23 protein-coding genes are annotated in these 26,106 nt (G+C 64.0%); 18 read left to right on the top strand and 5 right to left on the bottom strand.

All coding sequences use genetic code 11. The features are described from left to right. Window positions 1–76 precede the first annotated feature (76 nt). Together AC2T3R_RS14560 and AC2T3R_RS14565 are read left to right on the top strand one after the other, a co-directional pair. A complete protein-coding gene (locus AC2T3R_RS14560; RefSeq protein ID WP_038409732.1) occupies window positions 77–1,147 on the top strand; it encodes an enoyl-CoA hydratase/isomerase family protein in 1,071 nt (356 codons plus the stop codon). Between the two features lie 16 nt (window positions 1,148–1,163). Continuing rightward, entirely contained in the window at window positions 1,164–2,315 is a 1,152-nt protein-coding gene (locus tag AC2T3R_RS14565) for an acyl-CoA dehydrogenase family protein (RefSeq protein WP_003258582.1), read from the top strand. Between the two features lie 167 nt (window positions 2,316–2,482). Here AC2T3R_RS14565 and AC2T3R_RS14570 read toward each other — a convergent pair whose 3' ends face one another. Beyond that, window positions 2,483–3,415, bottom strand: a complete 933-nt coding sequence (locus tag AC2T3R_RS14570) for a LysR family transcriptional regulator (RefSeq protein ID WP_013972881.1) — start codon at window positions 3,413–3,415, stop codon at window positions 2,483–2,485. Between the two features lie 123 nt (window positions 3,416–3,538). Here AC2T3R_RS14570 and AC2T3R_RS14575 point away from each other — a divergent pair, with 123 nt between their 5' ends. Then, the gene (locus tag AC2T3R_RS14575) at window positions 3,539–3,802 is read left to right on the top strand and encodes a DUF2790 domain-containing protein (RefSeq protein WP_015270611.1); all 264 of its coding nucleotides are present in this window, start codon (window positions 3,539–3,541) and stop codon (window positions 3,800–3,802) included. Window position 3,803: 1 nt separating this feature from the next. On the opposite strand, the gene AC2T3R_RS14580 is transcribed toward AC2T3R_RS14575, so the two are convergent. After that, the gene (locus AC2T3R_RS14580; RefSeq protein WP_486743839.1) at window positions 3,804–4,496 is read right to left on the bottom strand and encodes a tRNA (adenine(22)-N(1))-methyltransferase; all 693 of its coding nucleotides are present in this window, start codon (window positions 4,494–4,496) and stop codon (window positions 3,804–3,806) included. A 136-nt stretch (window positions 4,497–4,632) separates the two neighbouring features. Here AC2T3R_RS14580 and AC2T3R_RS14585 point away from each other — a divergent pair, with 136 nt between their 5' ends. The 7 genes from AC2T3R_RS14585 (at window position 4,633) to AC2T3R_RS14615 (ending at window position 13,597) form a co-directional block, all read left to right on the top strand. Beyond that, window positions 4,633–5,013 (top strand): RidA family protein, encoded by a 381-nt coding sequence (locus AC2T3R_RS14585; RefSeq protein WP_015270613.1) that lies wholly within the window; start codon window positions 4,633–4,635, stop codon window positions 5,011–5,013. Between the two features lie 203 nt (window positions 5,014–5,216). Further along, window positions 5,217–7,217: a peptidase U32 family protein gene (locus AC2T3R_RS14590; RefSeq protein ID WP_015270614.1), complete on the top strand. Its 2,001-nt coding sequence runs from the start codon at window positions 5,217–5,219 to the stop codon at window positions 7,215–7,217. Window positions 7,218–7,413: 196 nt separating this feature from the next. After that, the gene (locus tag AC2T3R_RS14595) at window positions 7,414–9,117 is read left to right on the top strand and encodes an amidase (protein ID WP_410953287.1); all 1,704 of its coding nucleotides are present in this window, start codon (window positions 7,414–7,416) and stop codon (window positions 9,115–9,117) included. 184 nt (window positions 9,118–9,301) lie between these two features. Then, window positions 9,302–9,976, top strand: coding sequence for a helix-turn-helix transcriptional regulator (locus AC2T3R_RS14600; RefSeq protein ID WP_367245024.1), 675 nt, complete (start codon window positions 9,302–9,304; stop codon window positions 9,974–9,976). Next, window positions 9,973–10,890, top strand: coding sequence for a pyridoxal-phosphate dependent enzyme (locus AC2T3R_RS14605; RefSeq protein WP_410953288.1), 918 nt, complete (start codon window positions 9,973–9,975; stop codon window positions 10,888–10,890). Before AC2T3R_RS14600 ends, AC2T3R_RS14605 begins: the two co-directional genes overlap by 4 nt. A gap of 333 nt (window positions 10,891–11,223) precedes the next feature. Next, complete coding sequence (gene nspC / locus AC2T3R_RS14610; RefSeq protein WP_280044612.1) at window positions 11,224–12,321, top strand: carboxynorspermidine decarboxylase; 1,098 nt, start codon at window positions 11,224–11,226, stop codon at window positions 12,319–12,321. Window positions 12,322–12,352: 31 nt separating this feature from the next. Further along, window positions 12,353–13,597 carry a saccharopine dehydrogenase family protein gene (locus AC2T3R_RS14615; RefSeq protein ID WP_003248123.1) on the top strand — a complete coding sequence of 415 codons (1,245 nt, stop codon included), beginning with the start codon at window positions 12,353–12,355 and terminating at the stop codon, window positions 13,595–13,597. 62 nt (window positions 13,598–13,659) lie between these two features. On the opposite strand, the gene AC2T3R_RS14620 is transcribed toward AC2T3R_RS14615, so the two are convergent. Continuing rightward, window positions 13,660–14,523: a type 1 glutamine amidotransferase domain-containing protein gene (locus AC2T3R_RS14620; RefSeq protein ID WP_486743840.1), complete on the bottom strand. Its 864-nt coding sequence runs from the start codon at window positions 14,521–14,523 to the stop codon at window positions 13,660–13,662. A gap of 119 nt (window positions 14,524–14,642) precedes the next feature. Here AC2T3R_RS14620 and AC2T3R_RS14625 point away from each other — a divergent pair, with 119 nt between their 5' ends. Genes AC2T3R_RS14625 through AC2T3R_RS14635 form a run of 3 tightly spaced genes read left to right on the top strand, consistent with a single transcriptional unit; the run spans window position 14,643 to window position 17,062 of the window. Beyond that, window positions 14,643–15,578 carry a LysR family transcriptional regulator gene (locus tag AC2T3R_RS14625; RefSeq protein ID WP_486743841.1) on the top strand — a complete coding sequence of 312 codons (936 nt, stop codon included), beginning with the start codon at window positions 14,643–14,645 and terminating at the stop codon, window positions 15,576–15,578. A 48-nt stretch (window positions 15,579–15,626) separates the two neighbouring features. Beyond that, entirely contained in the window at window positions 15,627–16,964 is a 1,338-nt protein-coding gene (locus AC2T3R_RS14630; protein ID WP_013972892.1) for a UDP-glucose dehydrogenase family protein, read from the top strand. Continuing rightward, the gene (locus AC2T3R_RS14635) at window positions 16,952–17,062 is read left to right on the top strand and encodes an NAD-dependent epimerase/dehydratase family protein (protein ID WP_486743842.1); all 111 of its coding nucleotides are present in this window, start codon (window positions 16,952–16,954) and stop codon (window positions 17,060–17,062) included. Before AC2T3R_RS14630 ends, AC2T3R_RS14635 begins: the two co-directional genes overlap by 13 nt. On the opposite strand, the gene mqo is transcribed toward AC2T3R_RS14635, so the two are convergent. Next, entirely contained in the window at window positions 17,052–18,629 is a 1,578-nt protein-coding gene (gene mqo, locus AC2T3R_RS14640) for a malate dehydrogenase (quinone) (protein WP_486743843.1), read from the bottom strand. The genes AC2T3R_RS14635 and mqo overlap by 11 nt on opposite strands. A 144-nt stretch (window positions 18,630–18,773) precedes the next feature. Between mqo and AC2T3R_RS14645 the strand changes: the two genes are divergently transcribed. From AC2T3R_RS14645 to AC2T3R_RS14665, 5 genes are all read left to right on the top strand, one after another. Further along, entirely contained in the window at window positions 18,774–19,994 is a 1,221-nt protein-coding gene (locus AC2T3R_RS14645) for a putative DNA modification/repair radical SAM protein (RefSeq protein WP_013972894.1), read from the top strand. After that, on the top strand, window positions 19,985–20,827 hold the full coding sequence (locus AC2T3R_RS14650; protein ID WP_043935670.1) for a TIGR03915 family putative DNA repair protein: 843 nt from the start codon (window positions 19,985–19,987) through the stop codon (window positions 20,825–20,827). Before AC2T3R_RS14645 ends, AC2T3R_RS14650 begins: the two co-directional genes overlap by 10 nt. Window positions 20,828–21,030: 203 nt before the next feature. Then, entirely contained in the window at window positions 21,031–23,097 is a 2,067-nt protein-coding gene (gene treS, locus AC2T3R_RS14655) for a maltose alpha-D-glucosyltransferase (RefSeq protein WP_015270624.1), read from the top strand. 156 nt (window positions 23,098–23,253) lie between these two features. Continuing rightward, window positions 23,254–23,880 (top strand): riboflavin synthase, encoded by a 627-nt coding sequence (locus AC2T3R_RS14660; RefSeq protein WP_015270625.1) that lies wholly within the window; start codon window positions 23,254–23,256, stop codon window positions 23,878–23,880. 10 nt (window positions 23,881–23,890) lie between these two features. Then, window positions 23,891–24,592: a YoaK family protein gene (locus tag AC2T3R_RS14665; RefSeq protein WP_013972898.1), complete on the top strand. Its 702-nt coding sequence runs from the start codon at window positions 23,891–23,893 to the stop codon at window positions 24,590–24,592. On the opposite strand, the gene proP is transcribed toward AC2T3R_RS14665, so the two are convergent. Next, a complete protein-coding gene (gene proP, locus AC2T3R_RS14670) occupies window positions 24,593–26,095 on the bottom strand; it encodes a glycine betaine/L-proline transporter ProP (RefSeq protein ID WP_015270626.1) in 1,503 nt (500 codons plus the stop codon). Between the last annotated feature and the right edge of the window lie 11 nt (window positions 26,096–26,106).

Below are 26,106 nucleotides of genomic sequence, written 5' to 3' on the forward strand. Positions count from 1 at the left end.
CATGACAGGATCCTGCGATCCTCCAGCGAACTCCAGACTTCACTTGGAAAATCAATAACAAAGCAGGGAGAACGCAATGACTGCGCACGCTCATACCTCGGCAACCGACCATGTGCTGGCCGAGGTCCGCAACCAGATCGGCCATCTGACCCTGAACCGCCCCGCCGGCCTCAATGCCCTGACCCTGGACATGGTCCGCAGCCTGCGCCAGCACCTTGACCAGTGGGCCGAAGACCCGCACGTGCACGCCGTGGTACTGCGTGGCGAAGGCCCGAAAGGGTTCTGCGCCGGTGGCGATATCCGCTCGCTGCACGACAGTTTCAAGGCCGGCGAAACGCTGCATGAAACCTTCTTCGTCGAGGAATACGCCCTCGACCTGGCCATCCACCGCTACCGCAAGCCGGTGCTGGTGCTGATGGACGGCTTCACCCTCGGTGGCGGCATGGGCCTGGCCCAGGGCTGCGACCTGCGCGTGGTCACCGAACGCAGCCGCCTGGGCATGCCCGAAGTGGCAATCGGCTACTTCCCGGATGTGGGTGGCAGCTACTTCCTGTCGCGCATCCCTGGCGAGCTGGGCACCTACCTGGGGGTCAGCGGCAGCCAGATCCAGGCAGCCGATGCACTGTACTGCGGCCTGGCCGACTGGTACCTGGCCAGCGACCAGCTGGCAGCCCTCGACCAGGGCCTGGACCAGCTGCACTTCGGCGACCAGCCACTCAAGGACCTGCAGAACCTGCTGGCCAAGCTCGGCACCCAGGTGCTCGACGATGCGCCGCTGGAAAAACTGCGCCCGGTCATCGACCACTTCTTCGCCCTGCCCGACGTGCCCGCCATCGTCGAGCAACTGCGTGCGGTGAGCATTGGCGACAGCCACGCCTGGGCGGTAGCCACCGCCGACCAGCTGGAAAGCCGCTCGCCGCTGGCCATGGCGGTTACTCTGGAGATGCTGCGCCGGGGTCGCCACCTGAGCCTTGACGACTGCTTTGCCATGGAGCTGCACCTGGACCGCCAGTGGTTCCAGCACGGCGACATCATCGAAGGCGTGCGCGCGCTGATCATCGACAAGGACAAGCAGCCACGCTGGAACCCTCCGACCCTGGCCGCACTGCACCGCCAGCAGGTCGACCAATTCTTCGAAGGCCTGTGAGCCCGGGAGTACACAGATGCAAGACCTGGAACTGAGCGAAGAACAGATCATGATCCGCGACATGGCCCGGGACTTTGCCCGTGGCGAGATCGCCCCGCATGCCCAGGCCTGGGAAAAGGCCGGCTGGATCGACGATGGCGTGGTACGCAAGATGGGCGAACTGGGCCTGCTGGGCATGGTGGTGCCGGAAGACTTCGGCGGCAGCTACACCGACTACGTCGCCTACGCCCTGGCGGTGGAAGAGATCGCCGCCGGCTGCGGCGCCACCGGAGCGATGATGAGCATCCACAACTCGGTGGGCTGCGGCCCGCTGCTGGCCTATGGCACGGCCGAACAGCAACAGCAGTGGCTGCCACGCCTGGCCACCGGCGAGGTGATCGGCTGCTTCTGCCTGACCGAGCCACAGGCCGGTTCCGAGGCGCACAACCTGCGCACCCGCGCCGAACTGGTGGATGGCCAGTGGGTAATCAACGGTGCCAAGCAGTTCGTCAGCAACGCTCGCCGCGCCGGCCTGGCCATCGTCTTCGCGGTGACCGACCCGGAGCTGGGCAAAAAGGGCCTGTCGGCGTTTCTGGTGCCCACCGACAACCCGGGCTTCAAGGTCGATCGCAGCGAGCACAAGATGGGCATCCGCGCTTCCGACACCTGCGCGGTCACCTTCGACAACTGCCGCATCCCTGCCGCCAACATCCTCGGTGAGCGTGGCAAGGGCCTGGCCATCGCCCTGTCCAACCTCGAGGGTGGCCGTATCGGCATTGCTGCCCAGGCACTGGGCATTGCCCGCGCCGCATTCGAGGCGGCGTTGGCCTACTCGCGTGATCGGGTGCAGTTCGGCAAGCCGATCAACGAACACCAGAGCATCGCCAACCTGCTGGCCGACATGCAGGTGCAGGTGAATGCCGCGCGCTTGCTGATCCTGCATGCCGCGCGCCTGCGCAGCGCCGGCAAGCCGTGCCTGTCGGAAGCTTCGCAGGCCAAGCTGTTCGCCTCGGAGATGGCCGAGCGGGTGTGCTCGATGGCGATCCAGGTGCATGGCGGGTATGGTTACCTGGAGGATTACCCGGTCGAGCGCTACTACCGCGATGCGCGGATCACGCAGATCTATGAAGGGTCTAGCGAGATCCAGCGGATGCTGATTGCGCGGGAGTTGAAGCACTACCCGCTGTAATCAGACGGGATACTGGGGCCGCTGTGCGGCCCATCGCCGGCAAGCCAGCTCCCACAGGCACTGCACCGCCTTCGCGACCTGTGGAGTACCTTGTGGGAGCTGGCTTGCCGGCGATAGGGCCAGTACAGGCAGTGCAAGAAGTTGCCCCCAAAAAGCAGATCAGTGCTTCAACGCCAATACCGCGAATCATCCACCACCCTGGCATGCCCCTCGAACAGTGCCGGCAACTGCTCCTTGAGGTAGTCGATCCAGGTGCGCACCTTGGCATCCAGGTAATGCCGTGACGGGTAAATCGCATACAGCGCGCTCTCGCGCAGGCGATACGGCGCCAGCAAGCGGCACAACCGCCCCTGCTCGATCGCCTGGCTGGCGGTGTAGAACGGCAGCAGGCCAATGCCCATGCCCAGCTCGCTGGCCACCAGCATGGCGTCGGCGACGTTGGTGGAAAAACTGTCGTTCGGTGCGATCACGCACTGGTCCACCCCTTGCGGGAACACCCAGTCACCTTCGTACATCGGATAAGCCATGCGCAGGCAACGGTGCTGGTGCAGGTCTTCCGGGCGCTCTGGCACGCCGTGGGCCAACAGGTAGCTCGGCGCCGCGCAGGGGATGCTGAAAATGTTGCCCAGCGGCACAGCGATCAGCTGCGAATCCGGCAACGCACCGTCCACGGTAATCACCACGTCATGCCCTTCGGCCAGCGGGTCGGGGTTGCGCTGGGACAGGGTCAGTTCGATCACCACCTCCGGGCACAATGCGTTGTAGCCGGCCACCAGCGGCATCAGCAACAGGCCCATCCCGTGCGGGCAATGCAAGCGCAGGCGGCCGCGGGGCGTGAGGTGCGCGCCACGGGCTTCACCCACCGCCTCTTCGGTCAGCAACATGATCTGCCGCGCGCGCTCGAGAAACCGCTCGCCTGCCTCGCTCATGCGCAAACGCCGCGTGGTGCGGTGCAGCAGGCGGGTCTGCAGCTGGTTTTCCAGCTCGGCAACGATACGCGAAACCTGCGCCGCGGAAATATCCAGGGCATTGGCGGCCGCAGCGAAGCTGCCGCATTCCACCACACGGGCGAAGGTACGCATGGCATGCAGCATGTCCATGAAGGTGCTCCTTGTTCGGTCTTATTCTTGCGTTACAGGCAGGAATCTATCACGGGTTAGCCCATTTATTGTGGATGACCAATGAATGGATCATTAGTCATACATTGAAAAAAGGAGCCTGCCATGAAACGTTCGATCGCTGTCCTTGCTGTTACCGCTGCCCTCGCCTCGTTCGGTGCCCTTGCCGACACCGGCAGCAACCAGCCGGTCAGCAGCAGCAACTACGAATACGGCATGCCGCTGGACGTGGCCAAGGTCATCTCCATCACCCCGCCCAGCAACGCCGCCGACTGCCAGGTTGGTACCGCGCACATGGTGTATGTCGACCACCAGGGCCAGAAGCGCGAAATCGACTACCGGGAAATGGGCAACTGCTCGCAGCAGTGAGTCAGGCCAGCACCTCGGTGATCCAGCCGACCTGTTGCCTGAAGTCGTCGATTTTCGCCTGAGGCACCGCACCGCGGGCCCGCTCGAAGTTGGCCAGGGTCTGCTGCTTCTGCCGCAGCATGCGCCGCCACTTGACCAGAAACGCCTCGCTTTTCTCCTGCAGCAACACCGGGCCGAAGTACAGCTGTTCAGCGGTGTACGCCGCCCCGCCCGGCTCGGCGACGATGATCTCGTAGTCGAAGCGGTTCTCCCGCAGCAGTTCTTCGCTGACGATCCGGTAACCATTGCCCATCAGCCACTGGCGCAGTTCGCGCTCGGCGCCATTGGGCTGCAGCACCAGGCGTGTGACGCCAGCCAGGCGCTGTTTGCCGGCCTCGAGGATTTCGCACATGGTGTCGCCACCCATGCCGCAGATACTGATCACCGTGATGCGGTCTTCCGCCTCGACCGCTGCCAGGCCATTGGCCAGGCGCACGCTGACCCGCCCTTCCAGGCCGTTCCTGCGCACGTTGCGCTGGGCCGAGGCAAACGGCGTCTGCGCCACTTCGCCCGCTACCGCCGCGTCCAGCACGCCGCGCAGCATCAAGGCCACCGGCAGGTAGCCATGGTCCGAGCCGATGTCGGCCAGGCGCGCGCCTTGCGGTACTTGTGCAGCCACGCGCTCCAGGCGCCTGGACAATGTCTGTTCGTTCAACGTAAACCCCTGCTTTGCAATCGGCCGCGATTCTGACGGCGAACGCCGCGCATTTCAAACACCGGGGTGCCCTCGACCGTGCCGGCGCGCTCGCGTAGGCTTGCCGCTTTCCTTCCGTAGCAAGGCAAGACACACCATGGCACAAGCAGACATCATCTACACCCCGGACCCGGACGCCGAGTCGATTTCCTCCGACGTTGCCGAATACAACGGCGTGCTGGTCACCACGCAGATCCCGACCCACGCCGATGGCAGCCTGGAACTGGGCGGCATCGTCGAGCAGAGCGAGTGCACCCTGCAGGCGCTGAAAGTGGCGCTGGAGAAGGCCGGCAGCGGCATGGACCGCGTGCTGCACCTGACCATCTACCTCACCGACATGGCCGACCGCGCGGCATTCAACGAGGTGTACCAGCGCTTCTTCAGCAAGCCCTGGCCGGTACGCGCCGCCGTGGGCGTGGCTGCACTGGCGTTCGAAGGCATGCGCGTGGAAGTGACCGCAATGGCTGCCAAGCGCTGATTCACCTTCAAGGGCCCTATCGCCGGCAAGCCAGCTCCCACCTCGACCGCGCTGCCCTCAAGCCTGTGCAGTACCTGTGGGAGCTGGCTTGCCGGCGAAGGGCCGGTGCAGGCAGTACACCTCTCGGCACCCCGATGATGCCGCCAGCCCGTTTCGCCGCTACAATGCCCGCCTAAACCGTGACAGCCCGAACCTATAACGACATGTCCCTTCCAAAGAATCACCTGGAACTGCTCAGCCCTGCCCGTGACGTGGCCATCGCCCGCGAAGCGATCCTGCACGGCGCAGACGCCATCTACATCGGTGGCCCGAGCTTCGGCGCGCGCCATAACGCCTGCAACGAAGTCAGCGATATCGCCGAACTGGTCGAGTTCGCCCATCGCTACCATGCACGCGTGTTCACCACCATCAACACCATCCTCCACGACAACGAGCTGGAGCCCGCGCGCAAGCTGATCCACCAGCTGTACGACGCTGGTGTCGACGCACTGATCGTGCAGGACCTGGGGGTGATGGAGCTGGATATCCCGCCGATCGAGCTGCACGCCAGCACCCAGACCGACATCCGCACCCTGGAACGGGCCAGGTTCCTCGACCAGGCCGGCTTCTCCCAGCTGGTGCTGGCGCGTGAGCTGAACCTGCAGCAGATCCGCGCCATCGCCGCCGAAACCGACGCCGCCATCGAGTTCTTCATCCACGGTGCGCTGTGCGTGGCCTTCTCCGGCCAGTGCAACATCTCCCATGCGCAGACCGGCCGCAGCGCCAACCGCGGCGACTGCTCGCAAGCCTGCCGCCTGCCCTACACCCTGAAGGATGACCAGGGCCGCGTGGTCGCGTTCGAGAAGCACCTGCTGTCGATGAAGGACAACAACCAGACCGCCAACCTGGCTGACCTGGTCGACGCCGGCGTACGCTCGTTCAAGATCGAAGGCCGCTACAAGGACGTGGCCTATGTGAAGAACATCACCGCCCACTACCGCAAGGAACTCGACGCCATTCTCGAAGGCCGCCCGGAGCTGGCCCGTGCCTCCAGCGGCCGCACCCAGCACTTCTTCGTGCCCGACCCGGACAAGACCTTCCACCGCGGCAGCACCGACTACTTCGTCACCGACCGCAAGGTCGACATCGGCGCCTTCGACTCGCCAACCTTCACCGGCCTGCCGGTGGGCGTGGTGGAAAAGGTCGGCAAGCGTGACATGCAGGTGGTCACCGAGGTGCCGCTGACCAACGGCGACGGCCTCAACGTGCTGGTGAAGCGTGAGGTGGTGGGCTTCCGTGCCAACATCGCCGAACCGCGTGGCGAATTCGAGGAAGACGGCGAGAAGCGCTACCGCTACCGCGTCGAGCCCAACGAAATGCCTGAAGGCCTGCACAAGCTGCGGCCCAACCACCCGCTGTCGCGCAACCTCGACCACAACTGGCAGCAGGCCCTGCAACGCACCTCGGCCGAGCGCCGCGTCGGCGTGCAATGGCACGCGGTACTGCGCGAGCAACGCCTGGTGCTGACCGTCACCAGCGAGGAAGGCGTGAGCACGCAAGTGGCTCTGGAAGGCCCGTTCGGCCCGGCCAACAAGCCGCAGCAGGCGCTGGACCAGCTGCACGACCTGCTCGGCCAGCTGGGCACCACCATGTACCACGCCGACAGCATCGAGCTGGACGCCCCGCAGGCTTACTTCATCCCCAACTCGCAGCTCAAGGCCCTGCGCCGCGAAGCCATCGAGGCGCTGACTGCAGCACGGGTGCAGGCGCACCCGCGAGGCGGGCGCAAGGCCGAGACCACGCCACCGCCGGTTTACCCAGAGTCGCACCTGTCGTTCCTGGCCAACGTGTACAACCAGAAGGCCCGCGACTTCTACCACCGCCACGGCGTGCAGTTGATCGACGCAGCCTACGAGGCCCATGAAGAGCACGGCGAAGTGCCGGTGATGATTACCAAGCACTGCCTGCGCTTCTCCTTCAACCTGTGCCCCAAGCAGGCCAAGGGCGTGACCGGCGTGCGCACCAAGGTGGCGCCGATGCAGCTGATCCAGGGTGATGAAGTGCTGACCCTGAAGTTCGACTGCAAGCCGTGCGAAATGCACGTGATCGGCAAGATGAAAAGCCACATCATCGACCTGCCGACCCCGGGCAGCGCGGTGGCCCAGGTGGTTGGGCACATCAGCCCGGAAGACCTGCTGAAGACCATTCCGCGCGGGCCGCATTGATCGGTGGCCTGCAAGGGCCCTTTTGCGGCTGAAGCCGCCTGCATGGTGATACTCGAAGGGGTGGTGGGACGACTCGGGAAGACCCGACAATGCTCGCCTGCAAAAAACCGTTTGCCCCCGCGCAAACCTGCGCCCGCCAAGCCCTTCTTGTACACTCCTCGCATTAGCCCCCACCTGCACATTTTTTGGTGAACGCATGATCGAGGTAACCGAGGTTTCCATTGCCGAGCTGCGCGATGCGCTCGAGTCGGGCCGCACGACGGCGGTCGAGCTGGTCCAGGCCTACCTGGCGCGCATCGACGCCTACGATGGCGCCGACACCGCCACCGCCCTGAACGCCGTTGTGGTACGCAACCCCGAGGCGCTGAATGAGGCCGCAGCCTCCGACGCCCGTCGCGCCAAAGGCCAGGTCCTGAGCCCGCTGGACGGCATCCCCTACACCGCCAAGGACAGCTACCTGGTCAAAGGCCTGACCGCTGCCTCCGGCAGCCCTGCCTTCAAGGACCTGGTGGCCCAGCGCGACGCCTTCACCATCGAACGCCTGCGCGCCGCCGGCGCCGTGTGCCTGGGCAAGACCAACATGCCGCCCATGGCCAACGGCGGCATGCAGCGCGGCGTGTATGGCCGCGCCGAAAGCCCGTACAACGCCAACTACCTGACCGCACCGTTCGCCTCGGGCTCGTCCAACGGTGCCGGCACCGCCACTGCCGCCAGTTTCAGTGCCTTCGGCCTGGCCGAAGAAACCTGGTCCAGCGGCCGTGGCCCGGCGTCCAACAACGGCCTGTGCGCCTATACCCCGTCGCGTGGGGTGATTTCGGTGCGTGGCAACTGGCCGCTCACACCGACCATGGACGTGGTGGTTCCCTATGCCCGTACCATGGCCGACCTGCTGGAAATCCTCGACGTGGTCGTAGCCGACGACGCTGACAAGCGCGGCGACCTGTGGCGCCTGCAACCCTGGGTGCCAATCCCGGCCGCTTCGACTGTGCGCCCGGCTTCGTATCTGGACCTGGCCGTGGATGCCAGCGCGCTCAAGGGCAAGCGCTTTGGCGTGCCACGCATGTACATCAATGCCGATGCCGAAGCCGGTACTTCCGAGAAGCCAGGCATCGGCGGCCCGACTGGCCAGCGCATCCACACCCGCGCCACGGTGATCGACCTGTGGCAGCAGGCCCGCCAGGCACTGGAGGCGGCTGGTGCCGAAGTACTGGAAGTGGACTTCCCGCTGGTGTCCAACTGCGAAGGCGACCGCCCGGGGGCACCGACCGTGTACAACCGCGGCATCGTCAGCAAGGAATTCCTGCATGACGAGCTGTGGGAGCTGTCGGGCTGGGCCTTCGACGACTTCCTGCGCGCCAACGATGACCCCAGGCTCAACCGCCTGGCCGATGTCGACGGGCCGCAGATCTTCCCCCACGACCCGGGCACCCTGCCCAACCGTGAGGACGACCTGGCCGCTGGCATGGACGAGTACGTCAACATGGCCAAGCGTGGCCTGAAGACCTGGGACCAGATCGAGACCCTGCCCGACGGCCTGCGCGGCCTGGAGCAGACCCGCAAGATGGACCTGGAAGACTGGATGGACAACATGGGCCTGGACGCGGTGCTGTTCCCCACCGTGGCCGACGTGGGCCCGGCGGATGCCGACGTCAACCCGGCATCGGCGGACATCGCCTGGAGCAACGGTATCTGGGTGGCCAACGGCAACCTGGCGATCCGTCACCTGGGCGTGCCTACCGTGACCGTGCCAATGGGCGTGATGGCCGATATCGGCATGCCGGTGGGGCTGACCTTTGCTGGCCGGGCTTACAGCGACAATGCGCTGCTGAGCTTTGGTGCAGCCTTCGAGGCGACCGGGTCGCGTCGAATGATCCCACCGCGTACCCCGCCCCTGGGCTGAGGGTTAAAGGGGCCGCTTTGCGGCCCATTCGCGGGTAAACCCGCTCCCACAGGGACCCCACAGGTATTGAATACCGTGGGGTCCCTGTGGGAGCGGGTTTACCCGCGAATGGGGCTGGAAAAGCAAATCGCCTAATTCAACTTTATGTGTAAAAATACACAAAACGTTGATTTTGCGATCTGCCATGCCTATCACCCCAAGCGAAGAACGCCAGCTCACCCTCACCGTCCTCAAGGCCGCCATCCAGGCCCTGGGCAGCGTTGCCGCGCGCAACATGGAAATCCTCCTGCACGACCTCGACCACCCGGAACACTCCGTGGTGGCGATCGTCAACGGCCATCTTTCCGGGCGCAGCGTCGGTAGCCCAATCCTCGCCGCCCCGGAACAGGACCAGGGTTTCAAGGCACTGATGCAGGCCTCGGCCGATCAGCACGGCTGCGAGCCGGTGGTGCTGCCCGACTACCCCACCACGCTGAAGGGCCGCACACTGCGCAGCGCCACGGCCATCTTCCGTGACAGCAGCGGCCACCCCTTCGCCAGCCTCTGCGTCAACACCGACGTCACCGGCCTGGACGCCGCCATGAACTTTCTTCAGCAGTTCCAGCCGCTGGGGGCCACACCTGCCGTCAGTGAACCCGCCGACATGGAACTGCTGATGAGCGAGATAATCCAGGCATCCCTGCAGCGCAGCGGCCAAGGGCGGATGAACAAGCAGGCCAAGGTCGAGGCCGTGCGCATGATGCAGGAGCGTGGCCTGTTCATCGTCAAGGGCGGCGTGGAAAAGGCCGCCAGCGCCCTGGGTGTGACCCGCTACACCGTTTACAACTATCTCGAGCAACTGCGCGGAGCCAGCCAATGACCTTGCATATCCATACCCCCCTGATCGAGTCCCGCCCGCTGTCGCTGGCCGCGGACAGCAACGTCTGGCTCAAGCTCGATGCCCTGCAGCCCTGCGGCTCGTTCAAGCTGCGCGGCGTGGGCCATGCCTGCGAGGTGCACCATGCCCGTGGCGCGCGGCACTTCGTGTCTTCCTCGGGCGGCAACGCGGGCCTGGCAGTGGCCTATGCCGGGCGCAAGCTGGGCGTGCCGGTGACCGTGGTAGTGCCCGAGACTACCACCGAGCGAGCCAAAGATCTGCTGCGCCTGGAGGGCGCCAAGGTGGTGGTGCATGGCAGCTCCTGGCAAGAGGCCAACGCCCTGGCGCAGACCTTGGTCGGCCCGGATGACGCCTTCATCCACCCATTCGACGACCCGCTGCTGTGGGCCGGGCATGCCAGCCTGGTGGATGAAGTCGCCGAGGCCGGCGTGAAACCGGATGCCGTGGTGTTGTCGGTAGGCGGTGGTGGTTTGCTCAGTGGTGTGGTCGAGGGGCTACAGCGTAACGGCTGGGGCGATGTGCCGGTGCTGGCGGTGGAAACCGAGGGCGCGGCATCGCTGCATGCGGCCATGCAGGCGGGGCATTCGGTGGAGCTGGAACATATTGCCTCGGTGGCGACCTCGCTGGGGGCCAAGCGTGTGGCTGACCAGGCGCTGGTGTGCGTGAAGGAGCATCCGGTGCACAGCCACCTGGTCAGTGACCGCGCTGCGCTGGAAGCCTGCGAGCGGTTCCTGCTGGACCATCGCGTGCTGGTGGAGCCAGCTTGTGGAGCAGCCTTGGCGTTGGCCTATGCACCGGGCGCCCTGGCGCAGTACCAGAATGTGCTGGTGGTGGTTTGTGGCGGGGCTACCGCCACGCTGGAGCAGATCCAGGCGTGGTTGCAGCAGGTGGATTGAGGTTACCTGTACCGGCCTCTTCGCGGGCTTGCCCGCTCCCACAGGAACCGCGCATTTTCTGAGCCTCGCGCCAAACCTGTGGGAGCGGGTTCACCCGCGAACACCGGCGGAGCCGGTGCCATCCAATACAACACTCATCGGATTCTCCTTGCGGCACCCGGTTGCTGATTACGATAGTCACATGCCGCTGTTCTACTGAGCCCGCCGCAACCGGAAAAATCCTCTCGCAACAGCGTCGACCACGACGAAATGCGTAACCCACCCTTTCGGTCTGCGGCAAGTGAAGGCACAATGCGTGTCCTTTTTTTGGCCGGCCTGGCCGGGGGCCTTTAAATGATCAAGACGCCGTACTACCTCATCGATAAAACCAAGCTGCTGGGCAACATGGAGAAGATCGCCTACGTGCGCGAACACTCCGGCGCCAAGGCACTGCTCGCCCTCAAGTGCTTTGCCACCTGGTCAGTCTTCGACCTGATGCAACAGTACATGGACGGCACCACCTCTTCGTCGCTGTACGAGCTCAAGCTCGGCCGCCAGAAGTTCGCCGGCGAAACCCACGCCTACAGCGTGGCGTGGGCCGACGACGAGGTCGAGGAAATGCTCGAGAACTGCGACAAGATCATCTTCAACTCGATCGGCCAGCTGCAGCGCTTCGCCGAACAGTCCGAAGGCAAGGTCCGTGGCCTGCGCGTCAACCCGCAGGTCAGCAGCTCCGACTACCTGCTGGCAGACCCTGCCCGCCCGTTCAGCCGCCTGGGCGAATGGGACCCGGCCAAGGTCGAACAGGTGATCGAGCAGATCTCCGGCTTCATGTTCCACAACAACTGCGAGAACGGCGACTTCGGCCTGTTCGACAAGATGCTCACGCACATCGAAGAGCGCTTCGGCCACCTGCTGCACAAGGTCGAGTGGGTCAGCCTCGGTGGCGGCATCCACTTCACCGGTGAAGACTACGCGCTGGACGCCTTCTGCGCGCGCCTGAAAGCCTTCTCGGAAAAGTACGGCGTGCAGGTGTACCTGGAGCCGGGCGAAGCGGCCATCACCAACAGCGCCTCGCTGGAAGTGACCGTGCTCGACACCCTGTACAACGGCAAGCACCTGGCCGTGGTCGACAGCTCGATCGAAGCGCACATGCTCGACCTGCTGATCTACCGCCTCAACGCCAAGATGGCCCCCAACGACGGCACGCACACCTACATGGTCTGCGGCAAGTCGTGCCTGGCCGGTGACATCTTCGGCGAATACCAATTCGATCGTCCGCTGGCCATCGGTGATCGCCTGTCGTTCGTCGACGCGGCGGGTTACACCATGGTCAAGAAAAACTGGTTCAACGGTCTGAAAATGCCATCCATCGTGGTCAAGCAACTCGACGGCAGCGTCGAAGTGGTGCGCGAGTTCGGTTTCGAAGACTACGTTTCCAGCCTGTCGTAAGACCGGCTTTCAGTAAGGAGCAAGGGATAAATTGAAGAAGAACGTTCTTATCATTGGTGCAGGAGGTGTCGCCAAGGTGGTGGCCCACAAGTGCGCGCAGCATAACGACGAACTGGGTCGTATCGCTATCGCGTCACGGAACATCTCCAAATGCCAGGCCATCATCGACAGCGTCAAGGCCAAGGGTAGCCTCAAGGTACCCGCCGACATCCAGGCCTTCTCGCTCAATGCCCTCGATGTCGAGGCTACCAAGGCGCTGATTCGCGAGACCGAATCGCAGATCGTGATCAACGTTGGTTCCGCCTTCCTCAACATGTCGGTGCTGCGTGCCTGCATCGATACCGGTGTCGCCTACCTGGACACCGCCATCCACGAAGAGCCGGGCAAGATCTGCGAGACCCCGCCGTGGTACGGCAACTACGAGTGGAAACACCTCGAAGAGTGCCAGGCAAAGAACATTACCGCCATTCTCGGCGTCGGTTTCGACCCGGGTGTGGTGAACAGCTACGCCAAGCTGGCGCAGCAACAGTATTTCGACAGCATTGACTCGATCGACATCCTCGACGTCAATGCCGGTTCGCATGGCAAATACTTCGCCACCAACTTCGACCCGGAAATCAACTTCCGTGAGTTCACCGGGCAAGTGTGGAGCTGGCAGAACAGCCAGTGGACCAGCAACACCATGTTCGAGGTCAAGCGTACGGACGACCTGCCGGTGGTGGGTTCGCAGAACCTGTACCTGACCGGCCACGATGAGGTTCACTCGATTTCGAAGAACCTCAACGTGCCGAACGTGCGTTTCTGGATGAGCTTCGGCGAGCACTACATCAACGTGTTCACCGTGCTGAAGAACCTGGGCCTGCTCTCCGAGCAACCGGTGAAAACCGCCGAAGGCCTGGAAGTGGTACCGCTGAAAGTGGTCAAGGCCGTGCTGCCGGACCCAGCCTCTCTGGCCCCGGGCTACACCGGCAAGACCTGCATCGGTGACCTGGTCAAGGGCACCAAGGATGGCCAGCCGCGCGAAGTGTTCATCTACAACGTGGCCGACCACGAAGAAGCCTACGCCGAGACCGACAGCCAGGGTATTTCCTACACCGCCGGTGTACCGCCAGTGGCCGCCGCCCTGCTGGTCGCCCGTGGCGAGTGGGATGCCAAGCGCATGGTCAACGTCGAGGAGCTGCCAGCCGAGCCGTTCCTCAAGGCACTGGACGTCATGGGCCTGCCGACCCGCGTCAAGGATGAAAAAGGCGATCGTCCTTGGGACGCTGAAGCCTAAGCAGCAAAGCAGAGGGGGCGCCATCAAGGCGCCCCCTCTGCTTTTGCAGGCCACGTGTAAGTCTAGATGCCCAGGCCAGAGGGCTTTGCCTGCTCAGCCAGCTTTTCCAGCAATACCTTGGCCAGCGCCTTGTCCGAGAACGGGTTCTGCCCGGTGATGAGTTCGCGGTCCACCACTACATTGGGTTGCCAGGCCTTGGCGTAGCCCATGTCGCCCCCTGCCATTGCCATGGCGTTGGCCGGGTAGAACAGCAGCCGCTGGTCCTTGAGCGAACCTTCGAATACCTGCTCCTCCGGGTCGGAGAAAATGGTCATCTTGTAGCCCTTGTACAACCAGTCGGTGGCTGCCGGCTTTTCACCACGCGCCAGCGCCGACTGGTAGCTGGCCGGGTCCTGCTGGGCCGAGAGCAAGGCGATGGGGCCGTGGCAGATCGCGGCTGTAGGCTTGCCGGCTTGATGGAAATGCCGCAGCAAGGCGCCCACGTCCGGGTTGCTGGCCAGGTCGATCAACGGCGCATGGCCGCCGGGGATGAACAGCCCGGCATAGCGGCCCAGGTCACCTGCCAGTACTTCTTTCACCGACAGGGTATCGTCAATGCCCGGCAGGCCTTGCACGACCTTCTCGATCCGGCGCATCTCCACCGCATCGCCGGCAAAGTAACTCGGGTCGATCGAACGCTGGTCGACACTCGGGGCATTACCCTTGGGGGTAACCAGCACCAGCTTGTAGCCAGCCTTGAGCAACTGGTCGGCAGGCACGCCGAATTCGTTCAGGTAGTAGCCGGTGGCGTAGCGCTTGCCGTCCTGCAGGGGCAGCTGGTGCTCGCTGGACAACAGCACCAGCACCTCTCCCTTTGCCGCAGCGTGGGCGCCGGTGGCAAGCAGGGTGCTGGCAACAGCCAGGGCAAGCCGGGACATCTTGATCATGCAACAATCTCCTGATCAGGCAAATAGAGCTGTCCGCTCATGTTGGCGGGGATGCGTGCATGCTAACGGCAAGGCTATGATTCGATAATTCGAAAGCTCTCATGCCTGTGATCCAGAAAATGAATATCTCCAGCAAGGACTTCAACCTGCTGTACCTGTTCCATGTGCTGTACCAGGAACGCAACGCCACCCTCGCCGCCCAGCGCATGGCGCTGAGCCAGCCGGCCCTCAGCCACAAGCTCAACAAGCTGCGCCATCAGTTTGGCGACCCGCTGTTCGTGCGCGCGCCCAGGGGCCTGACCCCGACGCCACGCGCCCACGAACTGGCGCCTGAGGTAGAACGCCTGGTCGTGGGCCTGGAAGGTTTTTATGAGCGCTGCGAAGGGCAGGACTTCCTCGCCCGCCCTGCCCGACTGCACCTGTACAGCACCGATTATGTGGAGCAGACCCTGTTGCCCAGGCTGCTGCCGATCCTGCGTAGCCAGGCACCGAACCTGACGCTGGTCACCTGCAACACCCGCGGTCTGCTGCCTCGCGAAGAACTGGAGAAAGGCACCTGTGACCTGGCCGTTGCCGGGTTCTACACCGACCTGCCGGAAACCTTCCACCAACAGCGCCTGCTCAGTGAACACTTGGTAGTGCTGGCCTCGCGCAGCCATCCAGGCCTGGAAAACGGCCTGGACCTCGATACCTTCCTTGCCAGCGACCACCTGCTTACCACCCTCACCGGCGACCTCAATGGCCTGGTCGACCGCGCCTTGCGCAGCCAGGGCATGCAACGGCGGGTCGTGGCTGGCCTGTCGAGTTTCCTGGCCCCCATGCGCCTGCTGCGCGGCACCGATCTGCTGCTCACCTGCCTGCGCTCGCTGGCCACCGAAGCCGTCGAACGTGACGACGACCTGCTCATGTACCCGCTGCCGCTGACATTGCCAGCGATCGAGGTGATGCAGATCTGGCACGAACGCACCCACGCCGACCCCTTGCGCCGCTGGTTTCGCCAACAGCTGTGGAACGTCGCCCAAGAGGCAGCCGCCTGCGCGAGTAACAATTTCTAAACAACGATGTGACATTTTTTTTCAGCTTTCTCGCCAAGGAGCTGTCAGATGAAGGTCACGGTTTTCGGTACCGGCTATGTCGGCCTCACCCAGGCAGTGTGCCTGGCCCAGGTGGGCCATTCGGTGTTGTGCATGGATGTCGACGCCGAGCGGGTCGCCAGCCTCAATGCAGGCCATTGCCCGATCTTCGAGCCCGGCCTTGCGCCGATGCTGGAGAAGAACCTGGCCTGCGGTCGCCTTCGCTTCACCACCGACGCCAGCGAAGCGGCCAACTACGCAAAGGTGCAGTTCATTGCCGTCGGCACCCCGCCTCAGGCCGATGGCAGCGCCGACCTGAAGCACGTCTTCGCCGTGGTCGACAGCATCCTCGAACATGCCGATGGCCCCAAGCTGATCGTCAACAAATCCACCGCGCCGGTTGGTACGGTGCACCGCATCAAGGCGCGCATCGCCCAGGCCGTGGCCGATACCAGCCGCTTGCGCGTCGTCAGCAACCCCGAGTTCCTCAAGGAAGGCTCGGCGGTGGATGACTGCATGCGCCCGGAGCGCATCATCATCGGTGGCGCGGAGCCCGCCGAAGTAGAGCTGCTGCGCGAGCTGTACCTGCCGTTCAGCCGCAACCGCGAAAAACTGATGGTGATGGACGCGCGCAGCGCCGAGCTGACCAAGTACGCGGCCAACTGCATGCTGGCGACCAAGATCTCGTTCATCAACGAAATCGCCAACCTGGCCGAGCATCTGGGCGCCGACATCGAACTGGTGCGCCGCGGCATCGGCTCGGACCCGCGCATCGGCTACGACTTCATCTATGCCGGCTGCGGCTTTGGCGGCTCATGCTTCCCCAAGGACCTGCAAGCCCTGCGCCGCAGCGCCGAGGCCGAGGGCTTCGAACCACAGTTGCTGCGTGCGGTGGAATCGGTCAACGAGCAGCAAAAGAACCGGCTGTTCGGCAAGATCCAACGCCACTACCCACGCGGCCTGCGAGGCAAGGTCTTCGCCGTGTGGGGGTTGTCGTTCAAGCCCAATACCAACGACATTCGCGAGGCCTCCAGCCGAGTCTTGCTGGAAGCGCTGTGGGCCGCCGGCGCGCGGGTGCAGGCCCATGACCCGCAGGCCATGGAGGAAATCCAGCGGCACTATGGCGCCCGCGCCGACCTGCAACTGGTACCGTGCAAGGACGACGCGCTGCGCGGCGCCGATGCCCTGGTGATCGTCACCGAATGGCAGGAATACCGCGTGCTCAACCTGGACAAGGTGCCGCAACAACTGGCCGACCGGGTGGTGTTCGACGGGCGCAACCTGTTCGAACCCGAGCACATGGCCGCCGCCGGCCTGACCTACTACGGCATCGGCCGCGGCCAGGTGCAGCCAGCATGCCCGAACTGATTACCGGCGTGGCCGGCTTCACCGGCGACCACATTGCACGGTGCCTGTGCGAAGCAGGCATCGAGGTGGTCGCCGCATGGCACTTTGCTACGGCGTAACGGCGCCCTCGGGAGGATTCAGTTGCAACACCTCGTTGGTGTATGCCCACTCCTTCTGCACCTGGTCCGGGTGGTCGTTAAGGCGGATGCCGTAGGACGGGATGATCTGCCTGATCTTCGCCTGCCACTGCGGCGATGCCATCTTGTCCTTGAACACCTTGCTCAGCACATCGAGCATGATCGGCGGCGCGGTCGAGGCGCCAGGCGAAGCACCCAGCAATCCTGCAATGCTGCCATCCTTGGACGTCACCACTTCAGTGCCGAGCTTGAGCACACCACCCAATGCTTCGTCCTTCTTGATGATCTGCACCCGCTGGCCCGCCTGCCACAGCCGCCAGTCCTCCTTCTTCGCCTCGGGGAAGTAGGTGCGCAACGCTTCGAAACGGTCATCGTCAGATTGCAGCACCTGGCCGATCAGGTACTGCACCAGGTCGAACTCGCGCACCCCAACCCTTACCATCGGCCAGGCATTGTGCACACTGGCGCTGGCGAACAGGTCAAGCAGCGAGCCCTGCTTGAGGAACTTGGTCGAGAAGGTGGCGAACGGCCCGAACAGGATCATGCGCTTGCCATCGAGCACACGGGTGTCCAGGTGCGGCACCGACATCGGTGGTGCGCCGGTGGCGGCGATACCGTAGGCCTTGGCCATGTGACGCTGGGCGATGGCCGGGTTGTCGGTGACCAGGAACGAACCACCGACCGGGAAACCGGCATAGTCCTTGGCCTCCTCGATACCCGACTTCTGCAGCAGTGGCAGCGCTGCACCACCTGCGCCGATGAACAGGAACCTGGCGTCGGTGGCCGCATTGCTGCCGTCCTTGAGGTTCTTGTATTCGACATGCCAGGAGCCGTCGTCGTTGCGGGTGATCGCCTGCACTTCGGTCGACAGCTTGAGGTCGAAGTTCGGCCGGGTCTGCAGATAGCCCACGTATTGCCGGGTGATCTCGCCAAAGTTGACGTCGGTGCCGATCGGCGTCCAGGTCACGGCCAGTTTCTGGTTGGGGTCGCGGCCCTCCATCATCAACGGTACCCACTTGCGGATCTGCTCGTGGTCCTCGGAGTACTGCATGGGCTTGAACAACGGACTGGCCTGCAGCGCCTCGTAGCGCTTCTTCAGGAAGCGAATGTTGTCGTCGCCCCAGACGAAGCTCATGTGCGGGGTAGTGTTGATGAAGGAATGCGGGTTCTTCAGCACGCCCTGCTTGACCTGCCAGGCGAGGAACTGACGGGTGACCTGGAACGACTCGTTAATCTCCACCGCCTTGCTGATATCGACCTTGCCGTCCTTCTCCGGGGTGTAGTTCAGTTCGGCCAGGGCCGAGTGGCCGGTACCAGCGTTGTTCCAGCCGTTGGAGCTTTCTTCGGCGACCTTGTCCAGGCGCTCGACCATTTCCATCGACCAACCCGGCTCCAGCTCATTGAGCCAGACGACCAGGGTTGAACTCATGATGCCGCCGCCCACCAGCATGACATCGACCCTTCTGGTTTCCGCGGCCTGGGCATCGAGCATGCCGAATGCCAAGGCCAGCCCGGTCAGCGCCAGTACCGGCTTGATGGTGATCCTCATAACCTCCCCCTTGCCTCGTTGCTATCCGTAAGTCAGCCACAAGCTTAGATGACGGATTTGGTCGGGCGTGGCTAGTGCACAATCACTTGCAATCCGTCACGTCTCAAAATACTGTATGAATATTCAGTATCACAGGTCAGACCCATGCAACTCATCGCCAAACTCGGCATCCTTGCCGATGCTGCCAAGTACGACGCATCCTGCGCCAGCAGCGGCGCGCCCAAACGCAACTCGCGCGGGGCTGATGGGCTGGGTGCTACCAATGGCATGGGCATCTGTCACAGCTACACCCCTGATGGGCGCTGCGTATCGCTGCTCAAGGTGCTGCTGACCAACTTTTGCCTCTACGACTGCCAGTACTGCGTCAACCGCCGATCCAGCAACGTGCCACGCGCACGCTTCAGCCCCGAGGAAGTGGTCCGGCTGACCCTGGACTTCTACCGGCGCAACTGCATAAGCGGCCTGTTCCTCAGCTCCGGCATCATCCGTTCGGCGGACTACACCATGGAGCAGCTGGTCCGTGTGGCGCGGCTGTTGCGCGAAGAGCACGACTTCCGTGGCTACATCCACCTCAAGACCATCCCCGATGCCGACCCGTTGCTGATCGAGGAGGCAGGGCGCCTGGCAGACCGGCTCAGCGTCAACATCGAGCTGCCGACCGACGCCAGCCTGAAACGCCTGGCACCGGAAAAACAGGCGCACACGATTCGCCAGGCCATGGGCGTGATCCACCAGGGCCAGCAAGCTGTGGCCCACGAACCCAAGGCGCCGCGCTTTACCCCGGCCGGGCAAAGCACCCAGGTGATCGTCGGGGCCGACAGCACCGACGACAGCACACTGCTGCGCAATGCCGAATCGCTGTACCAAGGCTACGGCCTCAAGCGTGTGTACTACTCCGCCTTCAGCCCCATCCCTGACAGCCCCGGCAGCGTCCCCCTGGCCGCACCACCGCTGCTGCGCGAGCACCGTCTGTACCAGGCTGACTTCCTGTTGCGTGGCTATGGCTACAAGGCCGGCGAGCTGCTGGGCCAGAGCGGCAACCTGGCACTGGACATCGACCCCAAGCTGGCCTGGGCGCTGGCCAACCGCGACGTGTTCCCGCTGGATGTGAACCGTGCCGAGCCGGCGCTACTGGCGCGCATCCCCGGCATCGGCCTGCGCAGCGTGCAGCGCCTGGTAGCCCTGCGACGCGAACGGCGCATTCGCTACGATGACCTGATCCAGTTGCGCTGCGTGCTGGACAAGGCGCGGCCATTCATTGTCACCAGCGACTACCGCCCGCCCCAGGCCGAACTGCGCAGCGGCCTGCTGAGGGCGCGCTTGCGTGAGCCGCAGGCCCCGGTGCAGATGGGTTTGTGGGGATGATCGCGCTCGATTGCGACGGCCTGTTCGCCACCTGGCGTGACCAGGCCCGGGTGTTGTTGGGGCATGGCATCGACCCGTCGGAGGTCACCTGGGCGCAAGGGCCGGTGGCTGATTTGCTGGCCGTACCGACAGCGCTGCCGGAAGGCTCCGGTCCCTTTCGCGCCAAAGTGCCTGCGGCGCTGCTCGGCCAGCTGGAACAGGCGGCCCGCTACCGTGGCGAGCACCGCTGGAACCTGCTTTACGAGGTACTGTGGCGGGTGGCCCATGGCGACCGCACTGCAATGCTGCCGGGTGACCGATTGGGCAGTGAGCTGCATAGACGGATCAAGCAGGTCAATCGCGAAGCACACCACCTGCATGCGTTTGTACGCTTCGTACCACTACCCGAAGTATTGGCTGAACAGCTGCAACTCGACCTGGTGGCCTATCACGAGCCGGCGCATGACATTCTCGAAAGCGCCAGTGGGCATTTCGCCGACCGCCTGGGGCGTTTGCGCTGGATGATTGCCACGGCCCACGACGGCATACGCTTCGATGGCCAGGCATTCGACTACCAGCGACAGTGCCCCGAACCCTGGCGCCAATGGGCCCGCAACGCCGAAGACCCTGGTGCCGAATTATGGCGCACCTACTATCGTCATACCTTCAACCCCGCCCGCCTCAACCCCGACGCCTTGCGCTTGCACATGCCCGGGCGGTTCTGGCGCCATTTGCCGGAGGGCATGCTGATTCCGCAGCTCGAAGGCCTGGCTCGGCAAGGCAAGCAACGGGACGGCCAAGCACTGGAGGTCGCCTCTCAGGCTGGCAAACAAATCAGCAGGCCCATACGGTAGTTGCGTATTCGCAAACCTTGATCAGTGGCAGTTTCTTCGCGGGCATGCCCGCTCCCACAGGTATTGCACAGTTCTCGAAGTGTGTAGAGATCCGGCGGGAGCGGGCGCGCCCGCGAAACAGCCAAAAGCAATCTCAAGCCGAACGATCAGCCGCCACAGCCGTCATAACCTGAGCCGCTGCCGACACGCAAAGAGGACGCGAAATGACCCAACCCGACCCGTCATACGTCAAATGGCTCGAAGACCGCGCCATGCTCAAGGCCTCCCAGCAACGCACCCACCTGTACTCGGGCCAGTCGCGCCTGTGGCAACAGCCCTACGCCGAAGCGCAGCCCCGCCGCGCCACTGAAATCGCTTCGGTCTGGCTGACCGTCTACCCCGATGCCATCATCGCCCCCGAAGGTTGTTCGGTGCTTGGCGCCTTGGGCCACGAGGCGCTGTGGAAGCGTTTGTCGGAGATCGGCATTCAGGGCCTGCACACCGGCCCGATCAAGTTATCCGGCGGCATTCGTGGCCGTGAACTCACCCCCAGCGTGGACGGCAACTTCGACCGCATCAGTTTCGACATCGATCCGCTGTACGGCAGCGAGCAGGAGCTGATCCAGATGAGCCGCATGGCCGCCGCGCACAACGCCGTGACCATCGACGACCTGATCCCCTCGCACACGGGCAAGGGCGCCGACTTTCGCCTGGCCGAGCTGGCCTACGGTCCCTATCCGGGGCTGTACCACATGGTCGAAATCCGCGAGGAAGACTGGCCGCTGCTGCCCGAAGTGCCTGCCGGGCGCGACGCGGTCAACCTGCTGCCGGCCCAGTGCGACGAGCTCAAGGCCCGCCATTACATCGTCGGCCAGCTGCAACGGGTTATCTTCTTCGAACCAGGTGTGAAGGAAACCGACTGGAGCGCCACGCCGCCGGTGACCGGTGTAGATGGCAAGACCCGGCGCTGGGTGTACCTGCACTACTTCAAGGAAGGCCAGCCATCGCTGAACTGGCTGGACCCGACCTTCGCCGCCCAGCAGATGATCATTGGCGATGCCCTGCACGCCCTGGACTGCCTGGGTGCACGTGGCCTGCGCCTGGATGCCAACGGTTTTCTCGGTGTGGAGACCCGCGCCAGCGGCACTGCCTGGTCGGAAAGCCACCCGCTGTCGATCGTCGGCAACCAACTGATCGGCGGCATGATCCGCAAGGCCGGCGGTTTCAGCTTCCAGGAACTGAACCTGACCCTCGACGACATCGCGCAGATGTCCAGGGGCGGTGCCGACCTGTCCTACGATTTCATTACCCGGCCGGCCTACCAGCATGCGCTGCTGACTGGCGACACCGAGTTCCTGCGCCTGATGCTCAAGGAGATGCATGCTTTCGGCATCGACCCGGCCTCGCTGATCCATGCCTTGCAGAACCACGACGAGCTGACCGTGGAGCTGGTGCATTTCTGGACCCTGCATGCCCACGACATGTACCTGTACAAAGGCCAGACCTTGCCCGGCGGCATCCTGCGCGAGCACATCCGCGAAGAGATCTACGAACGGCTGTCGGGCGAGCATGCGCCATACAACCTGCGCTTCGTCACCAATGGCATAGCCTGTACCACGGCCAGCCTGATCGCTGCCGCGCTGGGTATCCGCGACCTTGGGCAGATCGGGGTGGCAGAAATCGAGCTGATCCAGAAGGTGCACCTGCTGCTGGTCATGTACAACGCCATGCAGCCGGGTGTGGTGGCGCTGTCCGGCTGGGACCTGGTAGGCGCCCTGCCCTTGCCAGCCGAAGCGGTCGCCCAGCGGATGCTGGATGGCGATACCCGCTGGATTCACCGCGGCGGCTACGACCTGGCCGGGCTGGAGCCGCAGGCCCAGACGTCTGTGCGTGGCATGCCCCGAGCCCGGGCGCTGTATGGCAGCCTGGACAGCCAGCTGGAGAACGGCGATTCGTTTGCCTGCAAGGTGAAGAAGCTGCTGGCGGTGCGCCAGGCCTATGGCATTGCCACCAGCCGCCAGGTGCTGGTGCCCGAAGTCAGCAGCCCCGGCTTGCTGGTGATGGTGCATGAGCTGCCGGCCGGGCGTGGCATCCAGATCACTGCGCTGAACTTTGGCCAGGAAGTGATTGCCGAGGAGCTGCAACTGACCGGGTTCACGCCGGGGCCGGTGGTGGACATGATCAATGAAACGGTCGAAGGGGATTTGACCGAGGATGGGCGGCTGATGGTGAACCTGGACCCGTATGAGGCGCTGTGCCTGCGGATCGTCAACAGCAGTGGGCATGTCTGAGTTGGATTTGCCCCATTGCCTTCGCCGGTGAAGCTCTGAACGGCAGCCACGCGACTCCTGTGGGTTTCCAGTATCCTGACCAATGGCTGGCTTGCTTTTACCGCTCCACGGGCATAGCGTTCGGAAGTTTTCTTTTCCGTGCCCAGGAGCAACTCCATGTACACCGGCATCGTCCAGGCCGTCCGCCCTCTGCTTGATGTGACCACCTACCCGGGCCACAACCAGTTCACCATAGACCTCACCCCGGAATTGCTCGACGAGCTGAAGATCGGCGCCAGCGTCAGTGTCGAAGGCACCTGCCTGTCGGTCACCGAAATCAACGGCACCCAGGTCAGGTTCGACGCCATGACCGCCACCCTCGAGCGCACCAACCTGCGCAACTTCAAGGCCGGCCAGGGCGTCAACATCGAACGCTCGGCGAAGATGAACGCCGAAGTCGGCGGCCACCTGATGGCCGGCCACATCGCCACCACCGCCGAAATCGTCGAGCTGTCGATCAAGGAAACCGGCGCCTTCATCAAGTTCCGCATGCCAGCGGAATGGGGCAAGTACGTGTTCCCGCGCGGCTTCATCGGGGTCAACGGCTGCAGCCTGACCGTAGCCGATGCCGAGGACAACGTGATCACCATCAACCTGATCCCGGAAACCCTGCGCCAGACCACCTTCCCCAGCTACAAGGCCGGCGAACTGCTCAACATCGAAGTGGACCACCAGACAATGGTGCTGGTCGATGTGGTGGAGCGCACGATCAAGAGCACCCTGGCCCGCGAAATGCCTCGCTGAGTTCCCGAGGATGCTGCCCAACACCCTCCCCGCGCGCACTGCCAAGCGGCTGCGCCTGCAGATTCTGCGTGGTCGTGTCGGCCTCGGCCTGGTCGCCGGCCTGTCCGTACTGGCCGGCATGACCGATGCCATCGGCCTGCTGGCGCTGGGCGACTTCGTGTCATTCATGAGTGGCAACACCACGCGTCTGGCCGTCGCCATCAGCGATGCGGACCTGGCCCTGGTGCTGCGCCTGAGTGCTGCAGTGCTGAGCTTCGTCATCGGCAACGCCCTGGGCGTGCTGCTGGCGCGCGCGTTCCGTCGTCGGGCCTGGCCGGTGCTGCTGGTGGTCGCCGCCCTGCTGGGCTTTGCAGCCGCATGGCCCTTGGCAGCGACCTTGCCCGCGCTGCTCGCCGCCACACTGGCCATGGGCATGATCAACGCCGTGGTCGAACAGGTGAACGGCCTGCCCATCGGCCTGACCTACGTCACCGGCGCCCTGTCACGCTTCGGTCGTGGGCTGGGGCGCTGGCTGCTGGGCGAGCGGCGCAATGGCTGGCGGGTGCAACTGGTGCCTTGGGCCGGCATGCTGCTGGGCGCCGCGCTGGGTGCCTGGCTGCAGCACCACCTGGGCCTGCAGGCGCTAGCCGGCAGCTGCTCGCTGGCCTGCGTGCTGGCCCTGGTCTCGCGGTTCATTCCACGAACATGGCAGCGTGGCTACATGCCACACTGATCACTCGATGCGCGGGTGCTGCTGCACCAGCAACTTGCGCTTGGCCTCCAGTTCGGCAATCTGCGCATCGATGTCCTCTATCCTTTGTTCGATGTTGTCGTGGTGCTCCTGCAGCAGCTCACGCGCTTCCTCGATATCCGATGCTGCCGGTGCCGCGCCGCGCAGCGGCTTGTTGGCGGTTTCCTTCATGGTCAGGCCGGTGACCAGCCCCACGGCGGCGATCACCATCAGGTAATAGGCCGGCATGTACAGGTTGCCAGTACTCTCCACCAGCCAGGCGGCGATGGTCGGGGTGAGGCCGGCGATCAGCACCGAGATGTTGAAGGCGCTGGCGAGGGCGCTGTAGCGGATATGCGTGGGGAACATTGCCGGTAGCGTCGAGGCCATCACGCCGATGAAGAAGTTCAGCAGCACGGCAATGATCAGCAGCCCGGCAAAGATCACCCCCAGTACGCCGCTGTTGATGAGCATGAATGCCGGAATAGCCAGCGCGAACAGGCCGACGCTGCCGACGATGATGAACGGTCGGCGGCCGAACTTGTCGCTGAGCAGCCCGATCATCGGCTGCACGAACAGCATGCCGACCATGATCGCGATGATGATCAGCACGCCATGGTCTTCGCTGTAGTGCAGGTTGTGCGACAGGTAGCTGGGCATGTACGTGAGCAGCATGTAGTAGGTGACGTTGGTGGCGATTACCACACCGATACAGGTCACCAGGCTGCGCCAGTGTTGGGTGGCGACCTCCTTGAAGGACACCTTGGGCCCGGACGCCAGGCCTTCGCGGTCGCCCTGCTCCAGTTTGTCGACATGCTGCTGGAAAGCCGGCGTTTCCTCCAGGGCATGGCGCAGGTACAGGCCGATGATGCCCAGCGGCAAGGCGAGGAAGAACGGCAGGCGCCAACCCCATTCGAGGAACTTGTCCTCACCCAGCACCGTAGAGATCAACACCACCACACCGGCACCCAGCACGAACCCGGCAATCGAGCCGAAGTCCAGCCAACTGCCGAGAAACCCCCGTTTTCGGTCCGGGGCATATTCGGCGACGAAGATCGACGCGCCGGTGTACTCGCCCCCCACCGAGAAGCCCTGGGCCATCTTGGCCAGCAGCAACAGGATCGGCGCCCAGATACCGATGCTGGCATAGGACGGTATCAGGCCGATGGCAAAGGTGCTGAGCGACATGATCACGATGGTCGCAGCGAGGATTTTCTGCCGCCCGAACCGGTCGCCCAAGGCACCGAAGAACAGCCCGCCCAGAGGCCTGATCAGAAACGGCACCGAGAACGTGGCCAACGCCGCGATCATCTGCACGCTTGGGTCGGCATTGGGGAAGAAAACCTTGCCCAGGGCGTAGGCGACGAAGCCGTAGACGCCGAAGTCGAACCACTCCATGGCATTGCCCAGTGCCGCCGCGGTGATTGCCTTGCGCATCTTGCCGTCGTCGACGATGGTGATGTCCTTCAGGCCGATTGGCTGGATGCTTTTCTTGCGAGGTTTCATGTCCGTATCCC

The organism is Pseudomonas sp. PVC-5-1 (genome assembly GCF_057444345.1).